This window comes from Paenibacillus sp. FSL W7-1088, from assembly GCF_037969855.1.
Taxonomy (GTDB): Bacteria; Bacillota; Bacilli; order Paenibacillales; family Paenibacillaceae; genus Paenibacillus.
In genome coordinates, this window is record NZ_CP150216.1 from 4,547,615 (window position 1) to 4,569,277 (window position 21,663).

The 21,663-nt window shown below is 44.4% G+C and carries 17 protein-coding genes; 3 read left to right on the forward strand and 14 right to left on the reverse strand.

From position 1 onward, the window contains the following. Window positions 1-29 precede the first annotated feature (29 nt). The 3 genes from ascB to MKY42_RS20445 form a co-directional block, all read right to left on the reverse strand. Entirely contained in the window at window positions 30-1,493 is a 1,464-nt protein-coding gene (ascB, locus tag MKY42_RS20435) for a 6-phospho-beta-glucosidase (protein WP_339844255.1), read from the reverse strand. Window positions 1,494-1,543: 50 nt separating this feature from the next. After that, a complete protein-coding gene (locus MKY42_RS20440; RefSeq protein ID WP_339844257.1) occupies window positions 1,544-3,463 on the reverse strand; it encodes a beta-glucoside-specific PTS transporter subunit IIABC in 1,920 nt (639 codons plus the stop codon). Window positions 3,464-3,607: 144 nt separating this feature from the next. Beyond that, complete coding sequence (locus MKY42_RS20445) at window positions 3,608-4,450, reverse strand: PRD domain-containing protein (RefSeq protein ID WP_053780809.1); 843 nt, start codon at window positions 4,448-4,450, stop codon at window positions 3,608-3,610. A 275-nt stretch (window positions 4,451-4,725) separates the two neighbouring features. On the opposite strand from MKY42_RS20445, the gene MKY42_RS20450 reads away from it, so the two are divergent. Next, a complete protein-coding gene (locus MKY42_RS20450; RefSeq protein ID WP_339844259.1) occupies window positions 4,726-5,751 on the forward strand; it encodes a hypothetical protein in 1,026 nt (341 codons plus the stop codon). A 138-nt stretch (window positions 5,752-5,889) separates the two neighbouring features. On the opposite strand, the gene MKY42_RS20455 is transcribed toward MKY42_RS20450, so the two are convergent. The 4 genes from MKY42_RS20455 to zwf all read right to left on the reverse strand — a co-directional run bounded on the left by MKY42_RS20455 (window position 5,890) and on the right by zwf (window position 10,978). Next, entirely contained in the window at window positions 5,890-6,993 is a 1,104-nt protein-coding gene (locus tag MKY42_RS20455; protein ID WP_339853009.1) for a metallophosphoesterase, read from the reverse strand. Between the two features lie 289 nt (window positions 6,994-7,282). Continuing rightward, on the reverse strand, window positions 7,283-8,701 hold the full coding sequence (gene gndA / locus MKY42_RS20460; RefSeq protein ID WP_090900269.1) for an NADP-dependent phosphogluconate dehydrogenase: 1,419 nt from the start codon (window positions 8,699-8,701) through the stop codon (window positions 7,283-7,285). A gap of 60 nt (window positions 8,702-8,761) precedes the next feature. Beyond that, window positions 8,762-9,427 carry a fructose-6-phosphate aldolase gene (fsa, locus tag MKY42_RS20465; RefSeq protein ID WP_063563123.1) on the reverse strand — a complete coding sequence of 222 codons (666 nt, stop codon included), beginning with the start codon at window positions 9,425-9,427 and terminating at the stop codon, window positions 8,762-8,764. A gap of 33 nt (window positions 9,428-9,460) precedes the next feature. Beyond that, window positions 9,461-10,978, reverse strand: a complete 1,518-nt coding sequence (zwf, locus tag MKY42_RS20470; RefSeq protein WP_339844265.1) for a glucose-6-phosphate dehydrogenase — start codon at window positions 10,976-10,978, stop codon at window positions 9,461-9,463. Window positions 10,979-11,090: 112 nt separating this feature from the next. On the opposite strand from zwf, the gene MKY42_RS20475 reads away from it, so the two are divergent. Next, window positions 11,091-11,978, forward strand: coding sequence for a LysR family transcriptional regulator (locus MKY42_RS20475; RefSeq protein WP_090900275.1), 888 nt, complete (start codon window positions 11,091-11,093; stop codon window positions 11,976-11,978). Between the two features lie 85 nt (window positions 11,979-12,063). Here MKY42_RS20475 and MKY42_RS20480 read toward each other — a convergent pair whose 3' ends face one another. The 3 genes from MKY42_RS20480 to MKY42_RS20490 all read right to left on the reverse strand — a co-directional run bounded on the left by MKY42_RS20480 (window position 12,064) and on the right by MKY42_RS20490 (window position 13,889). Further along, window positions 12,064-12,756, reverse strand: coding sequence for a hypothetical protein (locus MKY42_RS20480; RefSeq protein ID WP_090900277.1), 693 nt, complete (start codon window positions 12,754-12,756; stop codon window positions 12,064-12,066). 169 nt (window positions 12,757-12,925) lie between these two features. Continuing rightward, entirely contained in the window at window positions 12,926-13,510 is a 585-nt protein-coding gene (locus MKY42_RS20485; protein WP_090900280.1) for a cupin domain-containing protein, read from the reverse strand. 223 nt (window positions 13,511-13,733) lie between these two features. Next, window positions 13,734-13,889, reverse strand: coding sequence for a hypothetical protein (locus MKY42_RS20490; RefSeq protein ID WP_339844270.1), 156 nt, complete (start codon window positions 13,887-13,889; stop codon window positions 13,734-13,736). A 346-nt stretch (window positions 13,890-14,235) separates the two neighbouring features. Between MKY42_RS20490 and MKY42_RS20495 the strand changes: the two genes are divergently transcribed. Continuing rightward, the gene (locus MKY42_RS20495) at window positions 14,236-15,768 is read left to right on the forward strand and encodes a hypothetical protein (protein ID WP_179264146.1); all 1,533 of its coding nucleotides are present in this window, start codon (window positions 14,236-14,238) and stop codon (window positions 15,766-15,768) included. Window positions 15,769-15,906: 138 nt separating this feature from the next. On the opposite strand, the gene MKY42_RS20500 is transcribed toward MKY42_RS20495, so the two are convergent. The 4 genes from MKY42_RS20500 to MKY42_RS20515 form a co-directional block, all read right to left on the reverse strand. Further along, window positions 15,907-16,980, reverse strand: coding sequence for an ankyrin repeat domain-containing protein (locus MKY42_RS20500; protein WP_339844274.1), 1,074 nt, complete (start codon window positions 16,978-16,980; stop codon window positions 15,907-15,909). Window positions 16,981-17,180: 200 nt separating this feature from the next. Further along, the gene (locus MKY42_RS20505; protein ID WP_179264142.1) at window positions 17,181-18,506 is read right to left on the reverse strand and encodes an MFS transporter; all 1,326 of its coding nucleotides are present in this window, start codon (window positions 18,504-18,506) and stop codon (window positions 17,181-17,183) included. Between the two features lie 28 nt (window positions 18,507-18,534). Next, window positions 18,535-19,299: an ABC transporter ATP-binding protein gene (locus MKY42_RS20510; protein ID WP_179264140.1), complete on the reverse strand. Its 765-nt coding sequence runs from the start codon at window positions 19,297-19,299 to the stop codon at window positions 18,535-18,537. A gap of 10 nt (window positions 19,300-19,309) precedes the next feature. Then, on the reverse strand, window positions 19,310-21,538 hold the full coding sequence (locus MKY42_RS20515; protein ID WP_339844278.1) for an FtsX-like permease family protein: 2,229 nt from the start codon (window positions 21,536-21,538) through the stop codon (window positions 19,310-19,312). Between the last annotated feature and the right edge of the window lie 125 nt (window positions 21,539-21,663).

Genomic DNA, 21,663 nt, shown 5'->3' on the forward strand with positions numbered 1-21,663 from the left:
TAACTGCTGCGCAAGGACTGCCCCCGAAATCAGCCCAAATCTTCGCCATTCGTAGCGATGACGTTCTGATACCAACCAAAGCTCTTTTTCTTATAGCGATTCAATGTGCCTTGTCCGTTGTCGTCCTGATCGACATAGATTACGCCATAACGCTTGGACATTTCCGAAGTGGATGCACTGATGATATCAATCGCACCCCAGTTGGTATACCCCATAAGGTCTACCCCATCCATGACTGCTTCTTTCATTTGTGTAATATGTTTTCTCAGATAATCAATCCGATAATCATCATGAATGGAACCATCGGCCTCTACTGTATCCTTGGCACCAAGTCCGTTCTCCACGACAAATAACGGCAGTTGGTAACGGTCATATAGCTCTTTTAACGCCACACGAAGTCCGATCGGATCAAGCTGCCAGCCCCATTCTGTACGCTCCAGGTTCGGGTTCTTAATCGTACTGTACAGGTTGCCGCCAGTTACTCCATATTCCTCGGGATTCACTGCGGATACCAGCGATGTGTAATAGCTGAACGAGATGAAATCAACCGTATGTTCTTTCATAATCGCTTCGTCTCCAGCTTCCATCACAATGGAAATGTCATGTTCAGCCCAATAACGAGCCATGAAGGTAGGATAACTGCCTCGCACCTGTACGTCGGTATGCAGCAGGTTCAGCTGATTATCGATCTGAGCTTGCAGTACATCCTCCGGCTTTGACGTGGCCGGGTAGTGAATCATGCGCGCAAGCATACAGCCAATCTGGAAATCAGGGTTAATCTGACGCGCCTTCTGCGTTACCAGACTGCTGGCAACAAACTGATGGTGAAGTGCTTGATAGGAAGCTTGCGTCACATTATCGACACGATCTTCAATGATGCCTCCACCCGTGAATGGCTCAATAATGGTTGTGTTGATCTCATTAAACGTCAGCCAGTATTTCACCTTGTCTTTGTAGCGATTCATCACGGTCTCGGCGTATCTTACAAAATGCCCGATCACTTCCCGTCCTGCCCAGCCGTTGTACTTCAATACCAATGACATCGGCATTTCATAGTGAGAGAGCGTCACGAGAGGTTCGATATGGTGCTTCCGCAATTCGTCGAACACTTCATCATAGAAACGCAATCCTTCTTCATTCGGCTCAGCATCGTACCCGTTCGGGAAAATACGCGGCCAGTTGATGGAAAGACGGAATGTCTTGAAACCAAGCTCGGCGAATAACGCAATATCCTCTCTGAAACGGTGATAGAAATCAATACCGTAACGCTTCGGGTATCCCTTCGCACTGTGATGAGCCATCGCTTTCTCAACCGTTGCACTGGTCACGTGCATCAGTTCTCTAAGGTTGGTGTAATCCTTCTTCTCAAAATAAGGAACCATATCCGCTGTGGACCAGCCTTTGCCCCCTGCATCAAATCCACCCTCAGCCTGGTTGGCGGCAATTGCGCCGCCCCACAGAAAACCTTCCGGAAACCCTTGTCGATTGATCATGCGTATCTCTCCTCTTCTTATGGATGTCGTCTTAAGTTCGTCTTTCGGCTTTAAATTTCAGCCTTCAATACTTCTTCACCGATCGTAATTGCACCCAATTTCACAGGCAGAACCTGCTTGTAATCTGCTGTATTCGTAACGACCATCGCCGTTGTAATGTCATATTCCTTGGCAATTTGATCAAGTTCAAACGTGAGTAACTTGTCTCCTGCCTGTACACGTGCTCCCGTAGCGACATGGGCTTCAAAATACTGTCCGCGCAGTTTCACGGTGTTAATCCCCACATGGATCAGAAGCTCCATTCCGGTATCACTGCGGACCACGATCGCGTGTTTCGTTTTGAACACATTCATGACGGTACCTGTAACTGGTGACACCATTTCGCCCACCGTTGGAACAAATGCCACACCTTTACCCATCAATTCATCGCCAAACGTTGGATCATTAACTTCTTTAAGTGCGATTGCTTTACCCGTCATCGGTGCGATGGCTACCGCATCATTCGTTGGTATTGGAGCACCCATATCGTCCACGTTCACGGTTGCAGCATTGCTGGAAGGTGCTGCCGCTGGTTCCGCAGGAGCGCCTGGTGAGAATTGAGCCAACGCCTCGGCATCACCCTCTTCTTCCTTGATCCCGAACACAGTAGACACAATTGCACCTACTACAAAGGCAAGTATCATACCGCCAAAGGAGTACCAGAAGGTTTGTCCGATCAGGGATGGCAGACCCGGAAGACCACCGTTACCCGCAAGCACATAAGCTTTGGCTCCAAAAGCAAGAGCGAATCCGCCACCCACGGCACTACCAATCATCGCAGCAGCGAACGGTTTTTTATATTTCATGTTCACGCCGTACATAGCTGGCTCGGTTACACCCATCAGAGCTGTAAAGCTGGTCGACAATGCAACGGTTTTGAGCTTTTTGTCTTTTGCACGGAAGAATACGCCCAACGTCGCTCCGGCCTGTCCCATATTGGAGATGAACGTCAGTGGCAAGAATTTATCGAAGCCTAATGTAGCAATATTGCTCAGGATGATCGGTACGAGCGCATAGTGCATACCTGTCATAATAATGAGCGCCATCGCGCCTCCAAGAACAATACCTGCAATTAATCCGCCTTCGTTCAGCAGCCAGTTAATACCACCGGACAAGCCACTACCTACAAATGTACCCAGTGGACCGATCGCAATCAGTGTTACCGGAACCATAACAAGCAAGGTAATCAGTGGCACAAGCAGCAGCTTCAATGCTGCCGGGATAACGCGGTCAACCCATTTCTCAACATAAGACATTAACCATACGGCAAGCAAAATCGGAATAACCGATGAGGCATAACTGACAGCCGTTACCGGAATGCCAATAAACGCAACCGATTCACCGCTGGATAGCAATGCGCCCATATCGGGATACATCAGCGCAGTACTTAGCGCAATGGCTACAAACGGATTACTGCCGAATTTGCGAGCGGCACTAACCGCAATTAGCAGCGGAAGGAAGTAGAATACGCCATCCCCAATGGCTGAAAGAATACGGTACGTGTCAGTACCTGCTGACATCCACTCCAGAGATACGAATAATGCAAGCAATCCTTTGAGCATACCCGCAGCTGTAATTGCTGGCAGCATTGGTGCGAAGACACCTGCGATCGTCTCAAAAATATTGAGAATTACATTTTTATTTTTTTCCGGTTTAGCTTGTTTATTTTCTGTACTTTGCTGTATTGCCGGATGTTCCTTCACCATAGCATCGAATACTTTGGATACGTCATTCCCGATAATCACCTGGAATTGATCTCCAGAGATATTCGTTCCCATGACTTTATCCAGCTTCTTGAGTGAGTTATTATCCACTTTATCGTTATTTTTCAGATCAAATCTCAGTCGTGTGACGCAATGATATACCGAGTTGATATTGTTTGTTCCCCCAACGGCTTTGATGATTTCCTGTGCCGTTTCCTGATGTTTCATGATCGTTTCCTCCTCATTTTTCCAATAAAAAATACCCGAACAAATAGCCACGTCTTCTACGTGTCATTCATTCGGGTATTGCCTGATTGAACAGTAACAAGCCCATTTGATATTTAGTTAGGTTCTGGTTCATGTTCTTATCATTCATTGCTCACGCTTCGGTTTCATTAACCGCTCCAGATGAAGGGTCAGATACAACTGTTCCGAATGCGTCATATCATACTGGTAGTTCTTATGGATAAATGTTTCAATCTTGCCGATACATTTGAAGGTTTCGGGATAGTTTTTCCGTACAACTTCATATAAATACTCCTCCGCATCGTCGTGTGAAGAGTGAGTAATTACCCGTTGGCAGAAATACTTCAAATGAGTAATGAAACGGAAATAGTTGACGCTATCTTCATCCAATTCAACATTGAAGTGATATTTGATAATGTTCATAATCTCTTGCAGCAGCTGCATCAAATGGGTGACGTCGTTCATGGAATCATTGACTTCGGCATTGATGAAATGCAGCGCTATGTTGCAAATTTCATCTTTGGGAAACTCCACATCCAGTCTTTCCTTCAGCAGGGTGAGCGCTTCCCGGGCCACGTCGAACTCGGCCTTGTAGAAATGCTGCACTTCCCAAGAGAGCGGATTTCGTGTAATCATTCCCTTTTCCAAACGCTGGACAGCAAAATGAATGTGATCCGACAGTGAGACATAAATCCCGTCACTGATGGTTTTGTTCAATTGCGTACGTGCCAGTGTCACAATATCATCTGTCGCCTGCAGGATTTCAATCGGCACTTCTGTGACGATGGACTTGAACTTCTCATAGATCGATGCATCCTGAAGCCGGAAGACTTTCTCAATCCGTTCTTCATCAATCTCATCGCCCGCCTTGAACTTAAATCCGATACCCCGGCCGAGGATCAGCAGTTCCTGATTTTTGTCATCCACGGTACTGACAATATTGTTATTAAATATCTGTTTAATAATCATGTTGGACCCACCTGTTTTTTTTGAGGATCAAAAAAGGGCAAAACCAAAATAGAAATAATAAAAATCATTTCCATAGTGGTTTTGCCCGCATTACCGGTAACAAGCCTCGGGTATAATTTATCACAACCTGAAAACGGTGTCAACCCAAAATGCTACCACTGCTAATTCACTACATTCCATATACATGCAACATTTCCCTTAAATTCCACGTTAAAAGTAATATAAGCTTTATTGTTTACCTTTTATCAATTAAACAATCAGGAGGATTCTTTCTAATGAACAAATTCAAATCCGTTACAGCAACTCTTGCAGCCATAACCCTGCTATTATCCGCAACCCCCATATCCGCAGCAACGCAGAGCAATTCCTCAGCAGTAATAGCGAATACCCAGGCTTCCCTGAATCTCGATGAAACAGCGCTGAAACGATTAACCGAAGCCATCACAGCATTGGTTGGTAAACAGACGGTGCAATTCACCAGTTCCAGTCCAGGGCTGGGCTCTGACGAGTTGTCGGTGGAAGGCATCGTTAAGGGAGCCGCAACCGCTATGTCTTCGCAGGTCTATAATAAAAAAGAAGATCGTGTAGAATCGACCATTCTGATCTACCGAGCTTCAGATATACATAAATTTATGGATAATGCGCTTCGTCTCAAAATAGACAGCTTTCTGAAATCATTTGACCCCAAGGAAACCTTCAAGCCTGATGCCGTGTGGCGGGTCAATCATCCAGGCAAAGAAAGCGGCCTCAAAAACTATTGGGTAATCTGGGGAGAACATCAAAGTGTTTACATCGATATAGACAACAACAATGAAATTACAGCCAGCTTCACGTACGCCCTGCAAAACGCTGATGCTTCCCTGACCAACAAAGCCAGAAACGCATTGAAAACCTTGGGCATTTCACATAAGAAGGCGTTTGATTATGTGCTGCGTCAGCAAAATGGAAAAGACTCCTTCTGGAATTATCGCGATGACGGAGATATTAATCATGTATTTATTGGAGCCAAGACAGGCAAGGTATGGGCAGTCCAAAATGACTTTGGCAAGGACTGGAGCGGGTACAAGGATTTCAACAAATCCTTCGCCAAACCTAAGTTGAGCAAATCACAAGCCTTGTCCGCTGCCTCACCGAAGGTAAAATCTCTTTTTGGAATCCAACTGAAAGGCTATACGGTCACAATTAAAGAAAATCAGTACACCTTTACGAAAAAAGGAGCTGCTACTGTTGTTGGGGAAATCAACAAAAAAGGGGTATTCTATTCGCTTGAGGTTCAGCCATTGAATGGTATGCGGAATTAGTCAGCCATCTGCATACAAAAGGATACACGGGCCTTGTATAAAAGCAATCACATGAAACATGTCTATCCGTCGTCTTTTGGAATGGAGTACAACTATGAGCCCTTCGACGGAAGGGCTCATAGTTACTATTATCGCTGATTATTGCTGGAACGTCACATGAATCTGGACAATCTCGGATCGACTGCTTGTTCGAATCGGAGGTCCCCAGAAGCCAAATCCAGAGGTGACGATAGAGTGCATGGACCCTTTTTGCAGATAACCCCAATCATTCTCGTAGATGGCCTTAGTAATAAACTGAGCGGGTGCGATCTGACCACGATGGGTGTGGCCAGACACAACCAAATCTACGTTGTTCTGTTCCGCAATATCCAAATCATAAGGCTGGTGATCCATCATGAGCACAGGCTTGCTCAAGTCGGTATCCTGCATCAACGTCGCTACTTCTGCACGATCCTTCTCTGTCCGGTCTTTCCGTCCAATCAGTGTAATCTTATCGTCCAATGTAATTTTATCATCATACAGAACTTGCATATTACTCTTCTCCAAAGCAGCAATCAGATCCTCGATCGGACCATTATACTTGTCGTGATTGCCCAGTGAAGCGTACACTCCGTAAGGGGCTTGAATGCCGCTGATAATATCCGCAATCCCACTCTTGAGGTACATATCCAGGTTGTCATCGATAATATCACCAGGATACAGCACTAAATCCGGCTTCAGTGCGTTAATTTCTTCCACCATGCGTTTAGCGTGAGCAGGGCCGGACAGCAGGCCAAAGTGCATATCCGCAGCCATAACAATGTTGAGGCTGTCGACACCTTCCACTTTTTTATCAATCTGAATGCTGTATTGTCTTACGACTGGACTATAGGCGTTATAGATACCATAGCCCAACGTGGACAGCAACAGCACGAGAGTGACCACACCTGCCCATTTGTGAGCGTAATGTCTTGGAATACGGGTTAGTCTAAGCAACCATAGCGTTAGATGAACCACGGGAAGGATCAATAACAGCAGAGAAAAGATTGCAAGCCAATACGAACCGATAACACTCAGGAAGGAAATACTTCCAAACAACCTTGCCAGTATAAATGAAAATGCAAGGAATACAAGCACAGCGATGTAAAACCAACGAAATCTCGCAGATACAACCGGCTTCATCCAGCTCCATCCGCTCCGTCCTATGTAAAACACTAATAAACCGTACACTACCAAAAACAAGATGCCTGCAAGTACAAACATGCCTCCGTTAACCTCCACGTCAATAAGTTGATTGCTGAATTTTCTCTTAACCAAATTCCAGTCCATCTGAACAAGTATAACGTAGTTAAAGGCGACAGGACATCTGTTTCCAATACTTATATGCGTACATTTTATTACAATTTGGAATATTTGAATTCCAATTATTATATAGTAGCCGATACGTTAACCCATAGCCTGTTCATCTGAATAAAAAAACATTCCTGCGTCCGCTCAAGATGACTAACATCATGAACGAGCACAGGAATGCTGAATGATCTCGAATTACATATTACTCGTTAGTGTCCATCCATTGGAAATGGAATGAACCTTCTTTGTCCACACGTTTGAATGTGTGAGCGCCAAAGTAGTCACGTTGTGCTTGCAACAGGTTCGCAGGCAAACGCTCAGTGCGGTAGCTGTCATAGTAAGACAACGCGCTGGAGAATCCAGGAACCGGAATTCCTTGAGTTACCGCAGCTGCAACGACTTCACGCCATGCACCTTGGTAGGATTCAACAATATTTTGGAAGTATGGGTCCAGCAGCAGGTTTTTCAATGCTGCATCCTTGTCATATGCTTCCTTGATGTTTTGCAGGAATTGCGAACGGATGATGCAGCCACCGCGGAAGATCATGGCGATGTTGCCGTATTTCAGATCCCAGCCATATTCGTCTGAAGCTGCACGCATTTGAGCAAAACCTTGTGCATAGGATACGATTTTACTTGCAAAGAGGGCTTTGCGCACATTCTCGATGAATGCTTTTTTGTCGCCAGAGAAGGCTTCAACCGCAGGTCCATTCAAGATTTTGCTTGCCGCCACACGCTCATCTTTCATCGCAGACAAGAAGCGGGAGAATACGGATTCCGTAATCATGGACAATGGTACGCCGAGATCCAACGCGCTTTGGCTTGTCCATTTACCTGTTCCTTTTTGTCCAGCTGCATCCAGAATGACATCAACCATGGGTTTGCCGGTTTCCGGATCGTATTTGGAGAAGATGTCTGCTGTGATTTCAATCAGGTAGCTATCCAGCTCACCTTGGTTCCATTCAGAGAAGATTGCATGCAATTCTTCAACGGACACATTCAGCACGGATTTGAGCAAGTGATATGCTTCACCGATCAACTGCATATCTCCATACTCGATACCGTTGTGCACCATTTTCACATAGTGTCCGGCACCATCTGGTCCGATATATGTGCTGCAGGCGTCATCGCCTACTTTGGCCGAAATCGCTGTAAGGATCGGTTCTACCAACTGATAAGCACTTTCTTGTCCACCTGGCATGATTGCCGGGCCTTTCAACGCGCCTTCTTCCCCACCGGATACACCCGCACCGATGAAACGGAAACCTTTGGCTTCCAGATCTTTGCTGCGGCGTTGGGTGTCAGGGAAGTATGCGTTTCCTCCATCAATGATGATGTCCCCTTCGTCCAAGTGTGGCAGCAGTTGTTCAATGGTAGCGTCCGTTGCTTTACCTGCTTGCACCATGATCAGGATTTTACGCGGGGATTCCAGGGAAGCTACGAACTCTTCAATCGTGAATGCGCCTGTCAGGTTTTTGCCTTCGGCTTCTTTCAGAAGATCGTTCGTTTTCTCCGGGGAACGGTTATATACCGATACGGAGAATCCTTTGCTTTCAATATTAAGGGCAAGGTTCTTACCCATTACTGCAAGTCCGATGACACCGATCTGTTGTTTACTCATTATGTCCTCCCAATACTCTTTATATATAGTAGTTTAAAATTGGAAATCAACAATCCTTTATTATTGAACCGTTTTTTTCCAGTCTGCTGCGAATTTCTCCATGCCTTGATCTGTCAGCGGGTGTTTGGAGATTTGTTCAATGACGGAGAATGGAACAGTAGCGATATGTGCTCCTGCCATTGCTACACGTGTAACGTGGTCCGGATGTCTTACAGAAGCCGCAATAATCTGTGCATCCAGGTTATGTGTACGGAACAGCTCAGCAACTTTAGCAACCAATTGAACGCCATCTTCGGAGATGTCATCCAGACGTCCCAGGAACGGGGATACATATGTTGCACCTGCACGAGCAGCAAGCAGCGCCTGGTTCACGGTGAAGATCAACGTTACGTTGGTTTTCACGCCTTTTTTGGTCAGGTAACGGCAAGCTTCCAGTCCTGCAAGTGTCATTGGCAGCTTGATGGTGATGTTTTTGTCGTTGTTATTGATTTTGATCAGTTCGTCTGCTTGAGCAATCATCTCTTCAGCTGTGATCGCATCTGGTGTTACTTCCGCAGATACGGATTCAACTTCAGGTACTTCACGCAAAATTTCTTCAATGCGGTCTTCGAATTTCACGCCTTCTTTGGCTACCAATGACGGGTTTGTTGTTACACCAGACAGGACGCCGATTTTGTAAGCTTTTTTGATGTCTACCAAGTTTGCTGTATCGATGAAAAATTTCATATTCAATTACCTCCAAAGGATATGTTTTTTAGGTTACAGATTAGCATTAACAGCCATAGGAACTTCAATATCATCTTCAGCCTGCTGATCGGCAGGTTGATCAAACCACCAGTGGTGCCCTTCCGCAGCGAGCATCGCATCGGACTCTGCGGGTCCATAGCTTCCCGCCGGGTACAGATGAAGTGGGAGCAAATTCTCCTGGAATGCATCCAGAATAGGTTGTACCCAAGCCCAAGACAGTTCTACTTCATCCCAATGAGCAAAGAACGTTGGATCACCATGCAATGCATCATGAATCAAGTTCTCATAAGCCTCCGCCAGATCCTCGCGATCTGGTGACAGATCAATATGAACCGGCTTGAACTCCCCTTTGTTTTGCGGGTCGCTCGCATTCAGCTGCAGCGTCATGCTCTGGTCAGGACTCATCTCAATCACAAGCAGATTCGGTTTGGAACCGTTAACCACGTTGGACTGTCCGGATGGTTCCTTGAATTCGATGACGATACGAGTGGATTTCTCCTTCATTCGTTTACCGGTACGGATATAGAATGGTACTCCGCGCCAGAAGAAGTCATCAATCTGCAATTTGGCAGCAATAAACGTATCATTCATCGTATTCTCGGCAACACCCGGCTCAGCTGCATATCCGTTAACGGATTTGCCTTGGATGTTTCCTTCAGCATACTGTCCGCGAATGACACTTGCACCCACGTTTTGCTTTTGCAGTGGCTGGATTGATTCCATGATGTGTTTTTTCTTCAAACCGACTTTTTCCGAGGTGCTGTTATACGGAAGCTGGATCGCCATCATCATAAGCAATTGCAGCATATGATTCTGGAACATGTCACGCACGGCGCCTACATGATCATAATAGGATGCCCGTTCTTCCACACCAACAGTCTCATTAGCGGTGATCTGCACATTGGAGATGTAACGGTTGTTCCACAACGCCTTCATGATCGGATTGCTTTGATGCAAGGTTTCGAGACGCTGTACCATCGGTTTGCCCAAATAGTGGTCAATTCGATAAATTTCTTCTTCGGTGAACGCTTCGCTTAATTTGCGATTGAGGTCACGAGCCGATTGCAGATCATGTCCAAATGGCTTTTCGATCACAAGGCGTTTCCAGCCCTCAGTTGATCCAAGTCCACTTTTTTGAATATTCTCTGCAATGGGTTCGAAGAATTCTGGACCAACCGAAAGGTAGAACAGACGATTGGACGGAATGCCAAGTTCAGCCTCTCTTTGTTCAACCAAATTTAACAGCTCTATATAATCTTCCTTATGGCTTATATTCAATACACTGTAGCGAAAAGCCTGCACGAATGATTTCACAACTTGAGGATCAGCCGGGCGTCTGGAAAATTCATTTAATGATTTTTCCACTTGTGCCTGAAAGAATTCATCAGACCATTCTCTGCGTCCCAAGCCAATCAGCGAGAAGGATGCCGGAAGTTTCTGCTCAATGTATAAATTATATAAGGCTGGATATATTTTTCTTTTGGCTAAATCGCCAGTCGCACCAAATAAAATAATGCTCGTTGGTTCCATCTCACTATTCTCCTTCCAAGTAACTCTGGTTTCTTTGCTGTAGTTACACTATAATACGTTTTATAGCCATACAAGTAATTAATATATTTCACAGGAGCTATAGACGATATCTATGACGACAAATTATGAATTATATAAGGTATTCTATTGGGCTGCCAAAACAGGCAGTTTGACCCAAGCCGCCAAAGCGCTATATATTACTCAACCAAGTGTCAGTCATGCCATTAAACAGCTGGAAGAAAGTTTTGGTCTCACGTTGTTTTACCGGAACTCCAAGGGCGTTGCGCTAACACAGGAAGGTGTAAGTCTTTATTCGTATATTGAACAATCCCAGATTCTAATCTCGCTGGCCGAGGAGAAAATGGCTGCATTGAAGAGTTTAGACAACGGAGAACTACGGATTGGTGGCAGTGATTCGCTGTTCAAGCATTACATGCTGTCCTATCTGGAAGAATTCCATGTGCTCTACCCTAACATCAAGCTGCATCTAAGTCATGGGACAACGCCGGAAGTCATTACCTTTCTGAAAGAAGGTAAAATTGATTTGGGTGTTGTGCGGATGCCCATTGTTGATCCACAGCTTGAGGTCAGGGAAAGTATCCAGCTCAAAGACTGCTTCGTTGCGGGTGAACGTTATGCTCAACTGAAGGATAAAGTTATGACATTGGACATGCTGCTGGAGCATCAACTGATTCTTTTCTCCAGAAACAGCCGGGTTCGGATGGCGATCACGGAGCTGTTCAACAGCTATGGCTATACCCTCAAGCCCGAGATTGAGGTCGGCAGTGTCGATTTGTTAATTGAATTTGCACGGCGGGGATTGGGCATATCGTATGTCACCCGTGAATTTATTTCCAAAGAGCTGGAAGAAGGTTCTCTCTTCGAAATTCAGCTGGATGTTGCCCTGCCCCCTTCGCATGTGGGCATCATGACAAAACGTAATATGCCGATTTCCCTGGCAGCCAACCGGTTTATGGATCTCATTTTCAAAGCAGATTAAGAAACTCGTTGTTCTACTGGTTTACAAAAAAAGTGCCTCGTCATCCTAAAAAGATGATGAAGCACTTTTTGTTATATTCATTTTCCTAAGTAAACAACCTGCCAACTCTACCTGATTCAAGTTCTCTCAATCTACTCTCAATTCTCTCAGGAATCATAGCAAACAGTTGCTCCCAGGGCATGAATAGACTCGGCTCAAGCAAAAACTCTTCAAACTCCATAGAGGGAACAAACGCCTTAGTCTGCAGGAAACTCCGCACGCTGGCATCAATCTCTTCATTGGTTTCGAAATAACCTTTGAACATCTCGTTCACGAGCAGACCGTCACACCCCGCATTGGCGCCTGCTGCACTATACAAATCTGGCAGAAGTTCAAACACCACAGGGATCGGAGAAAAAGCATGTTTGCCTGGCTGCGAGTATAGATACACATGGCGTCCAACCACATTCACTCGATCCTTCAGCAATCCCCGAAGTACTTTGCCATGGAAGCTGGCTTCACAGTCCACGACTTCACCATCATGACCCACATATATCCACACATGCTCCATTTCGTACAAATGTCCAATTTCATAATCCCACCAAATCGAAAATTCAATCACATATTGGACCGCCTCAACCGGAAAATGAATTTCACGCTGGAATGACGGTGAAGGTCCTGATTGATCCAAAATGGAAACGCCTACAAAATCAGGGTAAAAGGGTTCATTGCGATCAAACATCAATACAGGTGCATAGCTCATCGCAGTTTCCAGCATTTCCTGCTCAGTCATGGTCATGGATCGTCCCTCCAGATTCTTTGAGTGCTACTACTGTAACAAACCAGTGTTATGCCTATCTTAACAGAGAATTCGGAATGTGTTAATTGGAACAAAACATAGGCCCGTACTCGGAAAATGTTCCGGTCACGGACCTGAATCGGTCATTGGATAGGAGAACGTGTTGATGTTATCCCTTTGAGTTTTTGGAGGATTTGGATGCTTTGATTGCCTGATCGGAAACAGAATCCACACAGCCAATCGGTGGTCCCAAAATAGCGTCATTTTTAATTGATGCTACTGCCTTTGCGTATGCCTCCTCATCAATGCAGTATGCACGATGGGCAACTTCAGGCGGCGTTGCAACCAGGAAATCTGCCCCGAGCACAATGTCCGGTGTAGGTTGATCAAAAATCGTCAACAGGTGTACTTCATCAGTCTCCGCCACAAACCAGTGAAACCATCCTTGAGGGAATATCGAAACCTGACCTGGCTTCAAGTGATAACTAATCCGCTCCCGCTTGAACGGATCGTAGACAGAGGTGGTAATTTCCCCGTTGATCAGAACGACCATCTCGGTCACATTTGTATGCCAGTGTGGCTGCACAATAATACCTTTGCTCATGTGTACATTGAAGAATCCATTTTTGATCGTAGGCAGCTGCGGTCCAAATAACTGGGTAATATAATTGCGCGAATCACGCTGATAATTCAACACCGCTGTCGAATCGGCCGCCAGCTGAACATTCGGGGCTTGCAGAATCGGATTAGTCATACCGCTGTTTCCTCCTTGTAGGCGTACATCTCATTGTTGTACTGTATGCGTTAATTAGCGGAGATAATACCGAGGACACGGTTCCATTGCAATTTTTATCCAGCCGAGTAATTTCATCTGTCAATTAGGTGAAAATCATCCACTCTCAAGTAAAACACAAAAACACCCTTTTCTGAAAACAGGTCTGGGGCGTTAAGTGTTTTATCTATAGTCTTGCTTTATATTAGGCAAGTCCCGGGTATCTTCCCCCTGCGGCAAATCCTTTAGGAGATATTCGTTCAATCTCAGCCCATTCATCCTTGGTGAAAGAAACCTGCAATGCACCCAGATTCTCATGAACTCTCTCCAGACTGCGAGTACCAGGGATCTTTACTTTCATTCGAAAACGGGTAAGCAAGTTGAATAATGATGCTCTGCATTGGGGTCCCATAAACGAAATAGATGGTCCTTCTCTTCCTCACTTAACTGGAGTGATCCCGGCTTGCTCTGGCTGAATCCGGCTCCTCCGAGATTTCAAAAATTCACCCAGCGTTTTATTACGGCTAATACCTGTAGTCATAAATAACCTCCCTTAGATATTCAGATTTCTATCGATTCAAATATGGCTCTATCCAAAATGGATGTGATCGAACGCCTTTGATATAATTCTTTTATTATCATTTTTGCAAAATCTCTAGTTTACAAGAAGCTTAGCATTGATTTATGCAAAACGAAAGGAGCACATCATGGTCCCAACGGTCGGAGACATATACTGTGTATACGTCGAAAATTTACAACAATATGCTGCCTGCCAGGTAACTGGCCTGAAAGAAACCGGGAGTAAGGGATCACGCCAGCTTGCTGCAATCCTGCAATTGGACTGGACAGGAGATCAGCGGCCCGATGAAACGGAACTTCATCAGATGAAACCGCTCATTTGCAGCTTTTATTTCTGGAAAAATCGGCTGGATCATACCTTTGTGAATGCCAATGTCCCTTCCAATTTTATTCTGGCAGGTAATATCCCTCCGCTTGTCACTGAACAGACAAATAGTTATAGCGGAGGATGGCTGATTGGGGACAGTCTGTACCGGCAACGTCAATGGGATGCCATTGATGAAACAAGAAGAATACGGTTTAAGAAAGCCGCTGAAGACTTTGAAGAGATCTCGGTTGGCCATCAGATGATGAGACGCAATTCGAGTGTAATACGCAATTTCAAGCCGAGGTCTGAAGAAGATGTGGCCGAACTTGCCAAACTGCCTTGTTTGACAAATATTCAAATGGACGGATATCCGGAATCACTGATACCCTTCCTAACCAAGGAGCCGATTATCAATGAACTCCATATCACGAACCACGGTCAAAAGTCGCTGGACCTCAGTAAAAGTCATTTGACCAAACTCGTCATCGATGTCAGCGGATTGGAACGTCTCACTTTGAATACCAAGATGAAAAGTCTGAATTTTACAGGAAACCTGTCTGCCAGCCTTTGTATTGATGCTCATGAGGATGGAAAATGGTTAACATTGAATGTTGCTGCGAGTCTGCCACATATCAACGGAGTTCCACGTCTGGATGGCTTACATATTAGAGAAATCACAGAGCTGGATTTAGCCCCCCTTGTGAAACGTTATCCGGAACTTACGGAATTGCGTTTGTGGGGTAAACCAGGCAGTCTGATTCAACTTGAATCCATTCAGCATTTGAAGGCGTTACAGGAATTTAGTACATATGACTTGTTCGGATTCATTGGAGAACAGTTCCCTAACCCAGAACAATTCCCTAAGCTATCGAAACTATGGCTAACCAGTTTGCCAGCAGAAGCCGCCAAATCAATTAAAACGAGATATAAAAAAGCAGCCGCAGCCGGGCTCGAACTCGAAATCAGTAAACCGCGAAAACCGGAATGGCTCGCAGAGAATCTAACGAATCCTTTTCGAGACTGGGACGGACGGGATCATATAAAGTCTGCTCATGCCAAGAAGGCAGCACAACTGTATAAACAATGTCTCAAGAAAATTCGTCAGCTGGCTCAAAGCCAGATAAGCAACGAAGTTATCCAGAAACAGCTATTTTCCATGTTTGAAAACTACACACAAACCTTCAACAAAATGGATGCTAAAACTGGCTTTATTGAAACGGTTGAACGTGAAGAAATCTATGTTGTTCTTGCGAGCTTGCTTGATCAACTGGAACAGGAACTTGGTAATGAGAGTACTATTAAAGTTAACCATGAGGCGTTATATGAGGTGTTTGATCTGTTGAGGGATTTCTAATTTGTATTGCAAATTCTAAACAATCGAACAAGTAATACAAAAAAAAAAAAAAAAAACCGGATTCATTCGAATCCGGCTCTTTCTTGTTAATTTATATATATCAGTGAATAAATATTTAATAATTGCATCCATGCTTAGCTACATTTGATCGAAGAATTCTGTGATCTTCTCACCCGGGTCAGCTAGAAATTCAGGGAACGTGCATATATTTCCAATCTCCTGATGTTCAATGTCAGCGAACCCAATCATTTTTTTGCTCGGGTTCCAGACGATCAGGATATGGGAGTACTGATCCACGTCAGAGGATATGCGCAGCAGTTTCTGTCTGCCCAGCTTCATCTCTACCGTATCGATCAGATGGAAGAATTCGATGTATCCCACGCCGGATGGATTGTCCGGCAAGTCGATTCTGCGCGGACCTTCCGTTAGAAAACGGATTAATACATCAGGCAGCTTGTACGATTTGAGCACATGCAATTTATTGCTCAGACTGTGAAAGTCTTGCGGCTCATGAGCTTTCAAATACTCTGCCATTTCCGCATTCTTCTGACTGACCGCAATCGTATACGCCCGCTCCCCATCCTTCTCTTGAATAGTTACATCCGCTCCACGCTCTACCAGAAATTGAACCATCTTCATATTGTTGTTGCGAGCAGCTACCGTAAGCGGTGTAGCCTTGTATGGATACACCATATCCGGCTCATTATAGTTAATATCTACACCCTCATCCAGTAAATACTGAATGGTTTGCAGATCGTGATCTGACACTGCTCTTCGCAGTGTTTTTCCACCATATTTTTGAATATCCAGTCCGAGGTCCTTCAGCACTGCGATATTCTTTTTGTTACCGTAATAGGCTTCATCATATGCATTCGACTTCACCTTGCTCAAACTGTTCAACTTGGCACCCTTCTGATGCAAATATCGGATGAGCTCTTCCCCGCCATATCTGACCGCTTTGAGGATTGCTGGATTATCCTTCACGTTCAGGTTCACTCCGCGCTCCACCAAAACCTTAATGACTGGAAGTTGATTGGTGATTAGGGCAATATCCAATGGTGTCAATGCTATGTATTTGCTGAGCGTAATCTCTTTTTCAAGATCCATACCCTGTTTAATGAATTCTTCTACAGCAATAACATCTCCCTTGTAAATCGCCATAGCTTCATCAGGCAACGTTTCAAACGTACCTTGATTTCCGATTTTGAACAAAGGTGTAACCTCCCCCTGGTTAATATCTACACAACTAAAAGCCCCTGATGCTCGTTACTACTAGTATACCTGCTATCCTTTTCATTTGTACAAACCCTCTACCAAAATCATGATTCCAGTCCTAAAGCCTTTCATACACACCAACCCCGAAACATAAAGTTCCGGGGCCAATATCATCCTTTAAACTACATCACATCAACTCAATCATGCGCTAAATTCGTTGGGTCTGTTGACACAATATCAATCCCCTTCTCTAACCCCTTAATGGATTTAAGTTGAGAAGTGATAGCTGCAATAGCGATAACAAATATTCCTGCAATAATAAACAACAACGCAATGCCTCTTCCCGGACCAACGCCGATATATGATCCTACGGTCGAAGCAAGTGCTCCACCTTCCACCAAAAGCGGGTTAAAGACACGGTCTGCCAAAAATCCTGCAAGGCTGTAGGATACAATAAAACCCAATTGTGATAAAATGCCGATGATTCCCCACACCCTGCCTTGTTTCTCGTTGGATATGTTATTGCGCACCAATACGTCTGCACTCATGTTGACAAAAGGCAGGGAGGCCAAAAACAGGAAGCCTGCAAAGATAATGAAATAAATATTGGTGGAAACCCCCAAGAGGGAGAATGATAATCCGGATAGAACCAGACCCAGAACAAGTATTTTTGAATATTTTTTACTTAGGGTGAACATGCCAATACACAGACTGCTGATCAGCATGCCGATCGCGCTCACAGATTGAAATGTTCCAAGTGTCCTTGAATCCGAAAATGATAAGATCATAGGACCAATGAGCGTCTCGAGGAATCCCAGATAGAACGTGACAATCGAAATAATAATAACAAGGAGCAGCACGCCTTTACTTGTCGTGACTTCAATCCAGCCTTCGTTAAGTTCAGCAAGCCAAGGCTTCCTCTCGGCATCGCTTCGCGCTGCTTTAATGCTTTTCCGAATAGCAAGCACCGCTAGAATGGCAACCAGATACGTCAACATATTAATGACTAGAATGACTTCAATGGTTGTTATACTGAGCAGAATGCCCGCTATTATGGGTGAAAATAGAAACTTGGATGATTCGGCGAGCTGAACCAAGCCACTGCCCTTTGAATATTGATCTTTATCAAGCAAATCGGTAGCTGAAGCCTTGTACGCTGGACTTTGAATGGCCGAGAATATGGAACTGAAAGCAACACCAACATACAGATGCCATAGTTCAATCTCCCCCGTCAGGATCATGATCCAGATAAAAACGAGACCACCGGCAGAACCAAGATCACCTATGACCATCATCATGCGCCGGTCAAAACGATCTGCAAGGACTCCACCTATAGGACGCAACAGGATATTAGGCAAAAAGGTAAATAGTGTAATCAGTGCCACAGCTGTCGCCATATGGGTTTTCTCAAATGCGTAAACACCAAGGGAGAATGCCGTCATTCCGATTCCCATGGTAGATATGAGCTGTCCGAACCATACGATCAGAAATTTGCCAAATGACCTGTGTTCCGTCTGTTTCATTGGTTAAGCTCCTCTCCAATAAACCGTGTTAGAACCCGTGATCCGCAAGCCACTTACCTAAGCTGCTCTCTCTCGCTTTAAGATCATGCTGCTTGTTGAACTTGCCCATATTACGATCTGCCACCAGTTTGCCGTCCATCATGAATAAAACCCGTTCAGATCGCGCGGCGACCTTGACGTCATGGGTAACCATTAATATGGTCGTTCCAGAAGCATTAATATCTCCTAGAATATCCATAATTTCACTGGTTGAACGTGAATTCAGTGCCCCAGTGGGTTCGTCGCCAAACAGAATATCAGGCTGATTGATCAGTGCCCTGCAAATGGCGAACCGTTGCAACTGTCCACCCGATGCCTGGGTGATATTGTGGTTGGCTAGTTCATCAATCCCCATTTTTTCCATCAGATTGAGCGCTCGTTTATTAATGGAATCTCTACTACTTTTTTTGGCCAGATAGGCAGAAAGAATGATATTGTCGAGTAGATTCAGATTTTTCAACAGATGTATGTTCTGAAATATAAAGCCCATCTTATTCAAGCGAAGCTGTGCCAATTCTTTCTCTGAGAACTCCGAAATTTTCTTGCCAGCAAAATAAACACTCCCGCTACTTACCTGATCCATGCCGCTGACATTGTATAACAAGGTTGATTTTCCTGAGCCCGATGGACCCATAATGGAGACAAATTCGCCCTTCTTCAATTGAAAATTAATATCCTTCAAAATAGGATGCTTCTCATGCTCACCAGTACTGTACGATTTGTTCACGTTTTTGGCTTCCAGGATTATAGTCATGGTTGTCCCCCTATTCGATAATCATTTTGGAAATGCTGGATTCTTTGATGGATTGAATACTGATTAGAGCGGTACAGATAATCGTTGCTGCCAGCAGCAGCGGACAAAGTACGTACGCTTGTAGCGGGTCAATGACAAAAACGATATTGGACGCCCCGAAAGAAGCCATTATTGCACTGATCAACCACTCACCTGCCGTATTTGATAGTATCGTTCCTACAAGGACCCCAACACCCAAAACAATAAGGGACATCGATACATATTTGAATTTAATTGTGGAGAGGCCAAATCCCAAACTTCTGAAAATCGCGATATCACCGCTGTCCTTTGCGACAAGCATTTTCAGGAATAATGATGTGATCAGGATAGTAACCAATACTGCTACAACAAGCGCCAACACCGCAACCAGCTTAAGCTGATGAATCGTTCCTCCAAGTGTTTGATATAAGTAGCCTTTTAAATCGGTCACCTTTGCAGGTGAGAACGCTTGCTCATATTCCGCAATTTTATCTGAGATTTTATTACCGTCATCTTTCAAATCCAAACTTACGACATACCAGAGCACACGATCCTTGTTATAGGCCAGCCGTGCTTTGGCAGTCTTTCCACCGTTGGTCACATCCTGATATACACCACTGACTGTCATTTTTTTTCCCTGTCCATTTACGATCAGTACCAAGGAATCTCCTGTCTTCTTCTCCATGTCTTTACTGTTCGCATCAGACAAAGCAATTTCATTTTCATTTTTCGGTGCCTCGCCATTCACGTAAGACAAAGGAAAAACATCAAAGTCACCTGTCTCTACGCTCAAATGATCATAGCTACCTTCACTGTTCAACACTTTGAATTGGCTTGTGACAAGAGGTGAGTATCGAAGTACGTTCTTATCCTTTTGAACATAATCAATTAATTCAGCGTAACGCTGTTCGATATCTTCAGAGTGTCTCAGATCAATACGCATATCGCTTTGACCTACACCCATGTAAGAAATAAAGCTAGGAGCTTGTAAAGTATGGAGGAAATTTATAGGTACGATGATAATAAATGAACTTATAATAAACACAAACAACAGCAAACGGAACATTTTCATTCGTTGGATGACTTCTTTTAAACTCAGAAAAACCGGAACCGATAACCACCGATTTTGGGAAAGGTTCAGTCTGTTTTGACTTATTCTCGTCTCACCCATACTGCCCGAACGTAATGCTTCAACGGCTGAAATGTAATTAAAACGCCGAAGCACACGGTTGCAGAAAAATACAACGATGGCAAAAATGAAGACAGCCGCAAACAATGTTATGCCGTAATGCAGCCATGTTTTGGGAGCTGCCCCTATGTAGAGTATCATATTGGACATGAACAGATTGTTAATCCATAGTGATGCAAGAAAACCTGAGATAGAGCCCAATCCTGCCATAACAACATATTTACTCAAGTAGAGTTTCTTAATATTACGCTCAGATATGCCGATAGCTTTCATGACGCTAATCTCTCGATAATCCTCTTCAATGGTAGCGAGCATAGTGAAACGAATGCAGAGTACAGCGATCACAATCAATATCAAACTGACCAGAATGACTACAGCCGCCACAACCCCATCGGTCAAAGCATTCAACAACTGAAACAGATTGTAGTTCACCACAGGACCAGCGTTCGGTAAACTCGTATTTTGATAGGCTTGGGTAAACTCGCTGATCATCTTGGAATCTCTAAGTCGAAATTCAATCAGATACTCCGACTCTCCCGTATTTTGTTTCAAGGCTTGGAATTCACCCTGACTGATGACAAAACGTTTGGAGTGAATGATCGATGGATTCATTTGAGCATCACGTACAAAATCCACGATCTTGTATGTTCTGCTGAAAGAACCGTCTTTAATATGAATAGGGTCACCAATGCTCAATTTCTTTTGCTGCAAATAATAAACGGGAACCGCAATTTCTCCATCATTCACCTGCACAATCTCACTATCCAGATTCAGCAGAAAATCAAAATCCTGATTTTGTACAACAAAATCAAGATCCATGATGCTGTTTTTCTCAGCCTCGTCTCCAAAAAACAAATGAGCACCGTCTATGTTAATCATTTCTACGATCTGGTGTTTATCTACCATCTCATTGGCCTGTGCCCACTCATTCACCTTCATTTCATCCAGTTTCCCTGCGTGCATTTGCACAACATGAGGTGTCTTCGATTCTGTAAATAAATGGTGAATTGAACTTGTTAGCTCCATAATCATTCTTGTACCTGAAGAAACAAGTAAAGCCGCTAGTAAAATAAAAACAAATAGAGCGATGTTGATTCCTTTTTTCCTCATAAGATCATTTCTCAGCATACGTAATAGCATGAATAACCACTAGCTCC

What these genes read in the sequence shown, in the direction of transcription:
- MKY42_RS20450 (WP_339844259.1), top strand. Translation starts at nt 4,726, where the DNA reads ATGAACAAATTCAAATCCGTTACAGCAACTCTTGCAGCCATAACCCTG.
- MKY42_RS20490 (WP_339844270.1), bottom strand. Translation starts at nt 13,889, where the DNA reads ATGAAAGTAAAGATCCCTGGTACTCGCAGTCTGGAGAGAGTTCATGAG.
- MKY42_RS20480 (WP_090900277.1), bottom strand. Translation starts at nt 12,756, where the DNA reads ATGACCATGACTGAGCAGGAAATGCTGGAAACTGCGATGAGCTATGCA.
- MKY42_RS20510 (WP_179264140.1), bottom strand. Translation starts at nt 19,299, where the DNA reads ATGACTATAATCCTGGAAGCCAAAAACGTGAACAAATCGTACAGTACT.
- zwf (WP_339844265.1), bottom strand. Translation starts at nt 10,978, where the DNA reads ATGGAACCAACGAGCATTATTTTATTTGGTGCGACTGGCGATTTAGCC.
- MKY42_RS20515 (WP_339844278.1), bottom strand. Translation starts at nt 21,538, where the DNA reads ATGATTATGGAGCTAACAAGTTCAATTCACCATTTATTTACAGAATCG.
- MKY42_RS20455 (WP_339853009.1), bottom strand. Translation starts at nt 6,993, where the DNA reads ATGTTTGTACTTGCAGGCATCTTGTTTTTGGTAGTGTACGGTTTATTA.
- ascB (WP_339844255.1), bottom strand. Translation starts at nt 1,493, where the DNA reads ATGATCAATCGACAAGGGTTTCCGGAAGGTTTTCTGTGGGGCGGCGCA.
- MKY42_RS20485 (WP_090900280.1), bottom strand. Translation starts at nt 13,510, where the DNA reads ATGACTAATCCGATTCTGCAAGCCCCGAATGTTCAGCTGGCGGCCGAT.
- MKY42_RS20495 (WP_179264146.1), top strand. Translation starts at nt 14,236, where the DNA reads ATGGTCCCAACGGTCGGAGACATATACTGTGTATACGTCGAAAATTTA.
- MKY42_RS20475 (WP_090900275.1), top strand. Translation starts at nt 11,091, where the DNA reads ATGACGACAAATTATGAATTATATAAGGTATTCTATTGGGCTGCCAAA.
- MKY42_RS20505 (WP_179264142.1), bottom strand. Translation starts at nt 18,506, where the DNA reads ATGAAACAGACGGAACACAGGTCATTTGGCAAATTTCTGATCGTATGG.
- fsa (WP_063563123.1), bottom strand. Translation starts at nt 9,427, where the DNA reads ATGAAATTTTTCATCGATACAGCAAACTTGGTAGACATCAAAAAAGCT.
- gndA (WP_090900269.1), bottom strand. Translation starts at nt 8,701, where the DNA reads ATGAGTAAACAACAGATCGGTGTCATCGGACTTGCAGTAATGGGTAAG.
- MKY42_RS20445 (WP_053780809.1), bottom strand. Translation starts at nt 4,450, where the DNA reads ATGATTATTAAACAGATATTTAATAACAATATTGTCAGTACCGTGGAT.
- MKY42_RS20440 (WP_339844257.1), bottom strand. Translation starts at nt 3,463, where the DNA reads ATGAAACATCAGGAAACGGCACAGGAAATCATCAAAGCCGTTGGGGGA.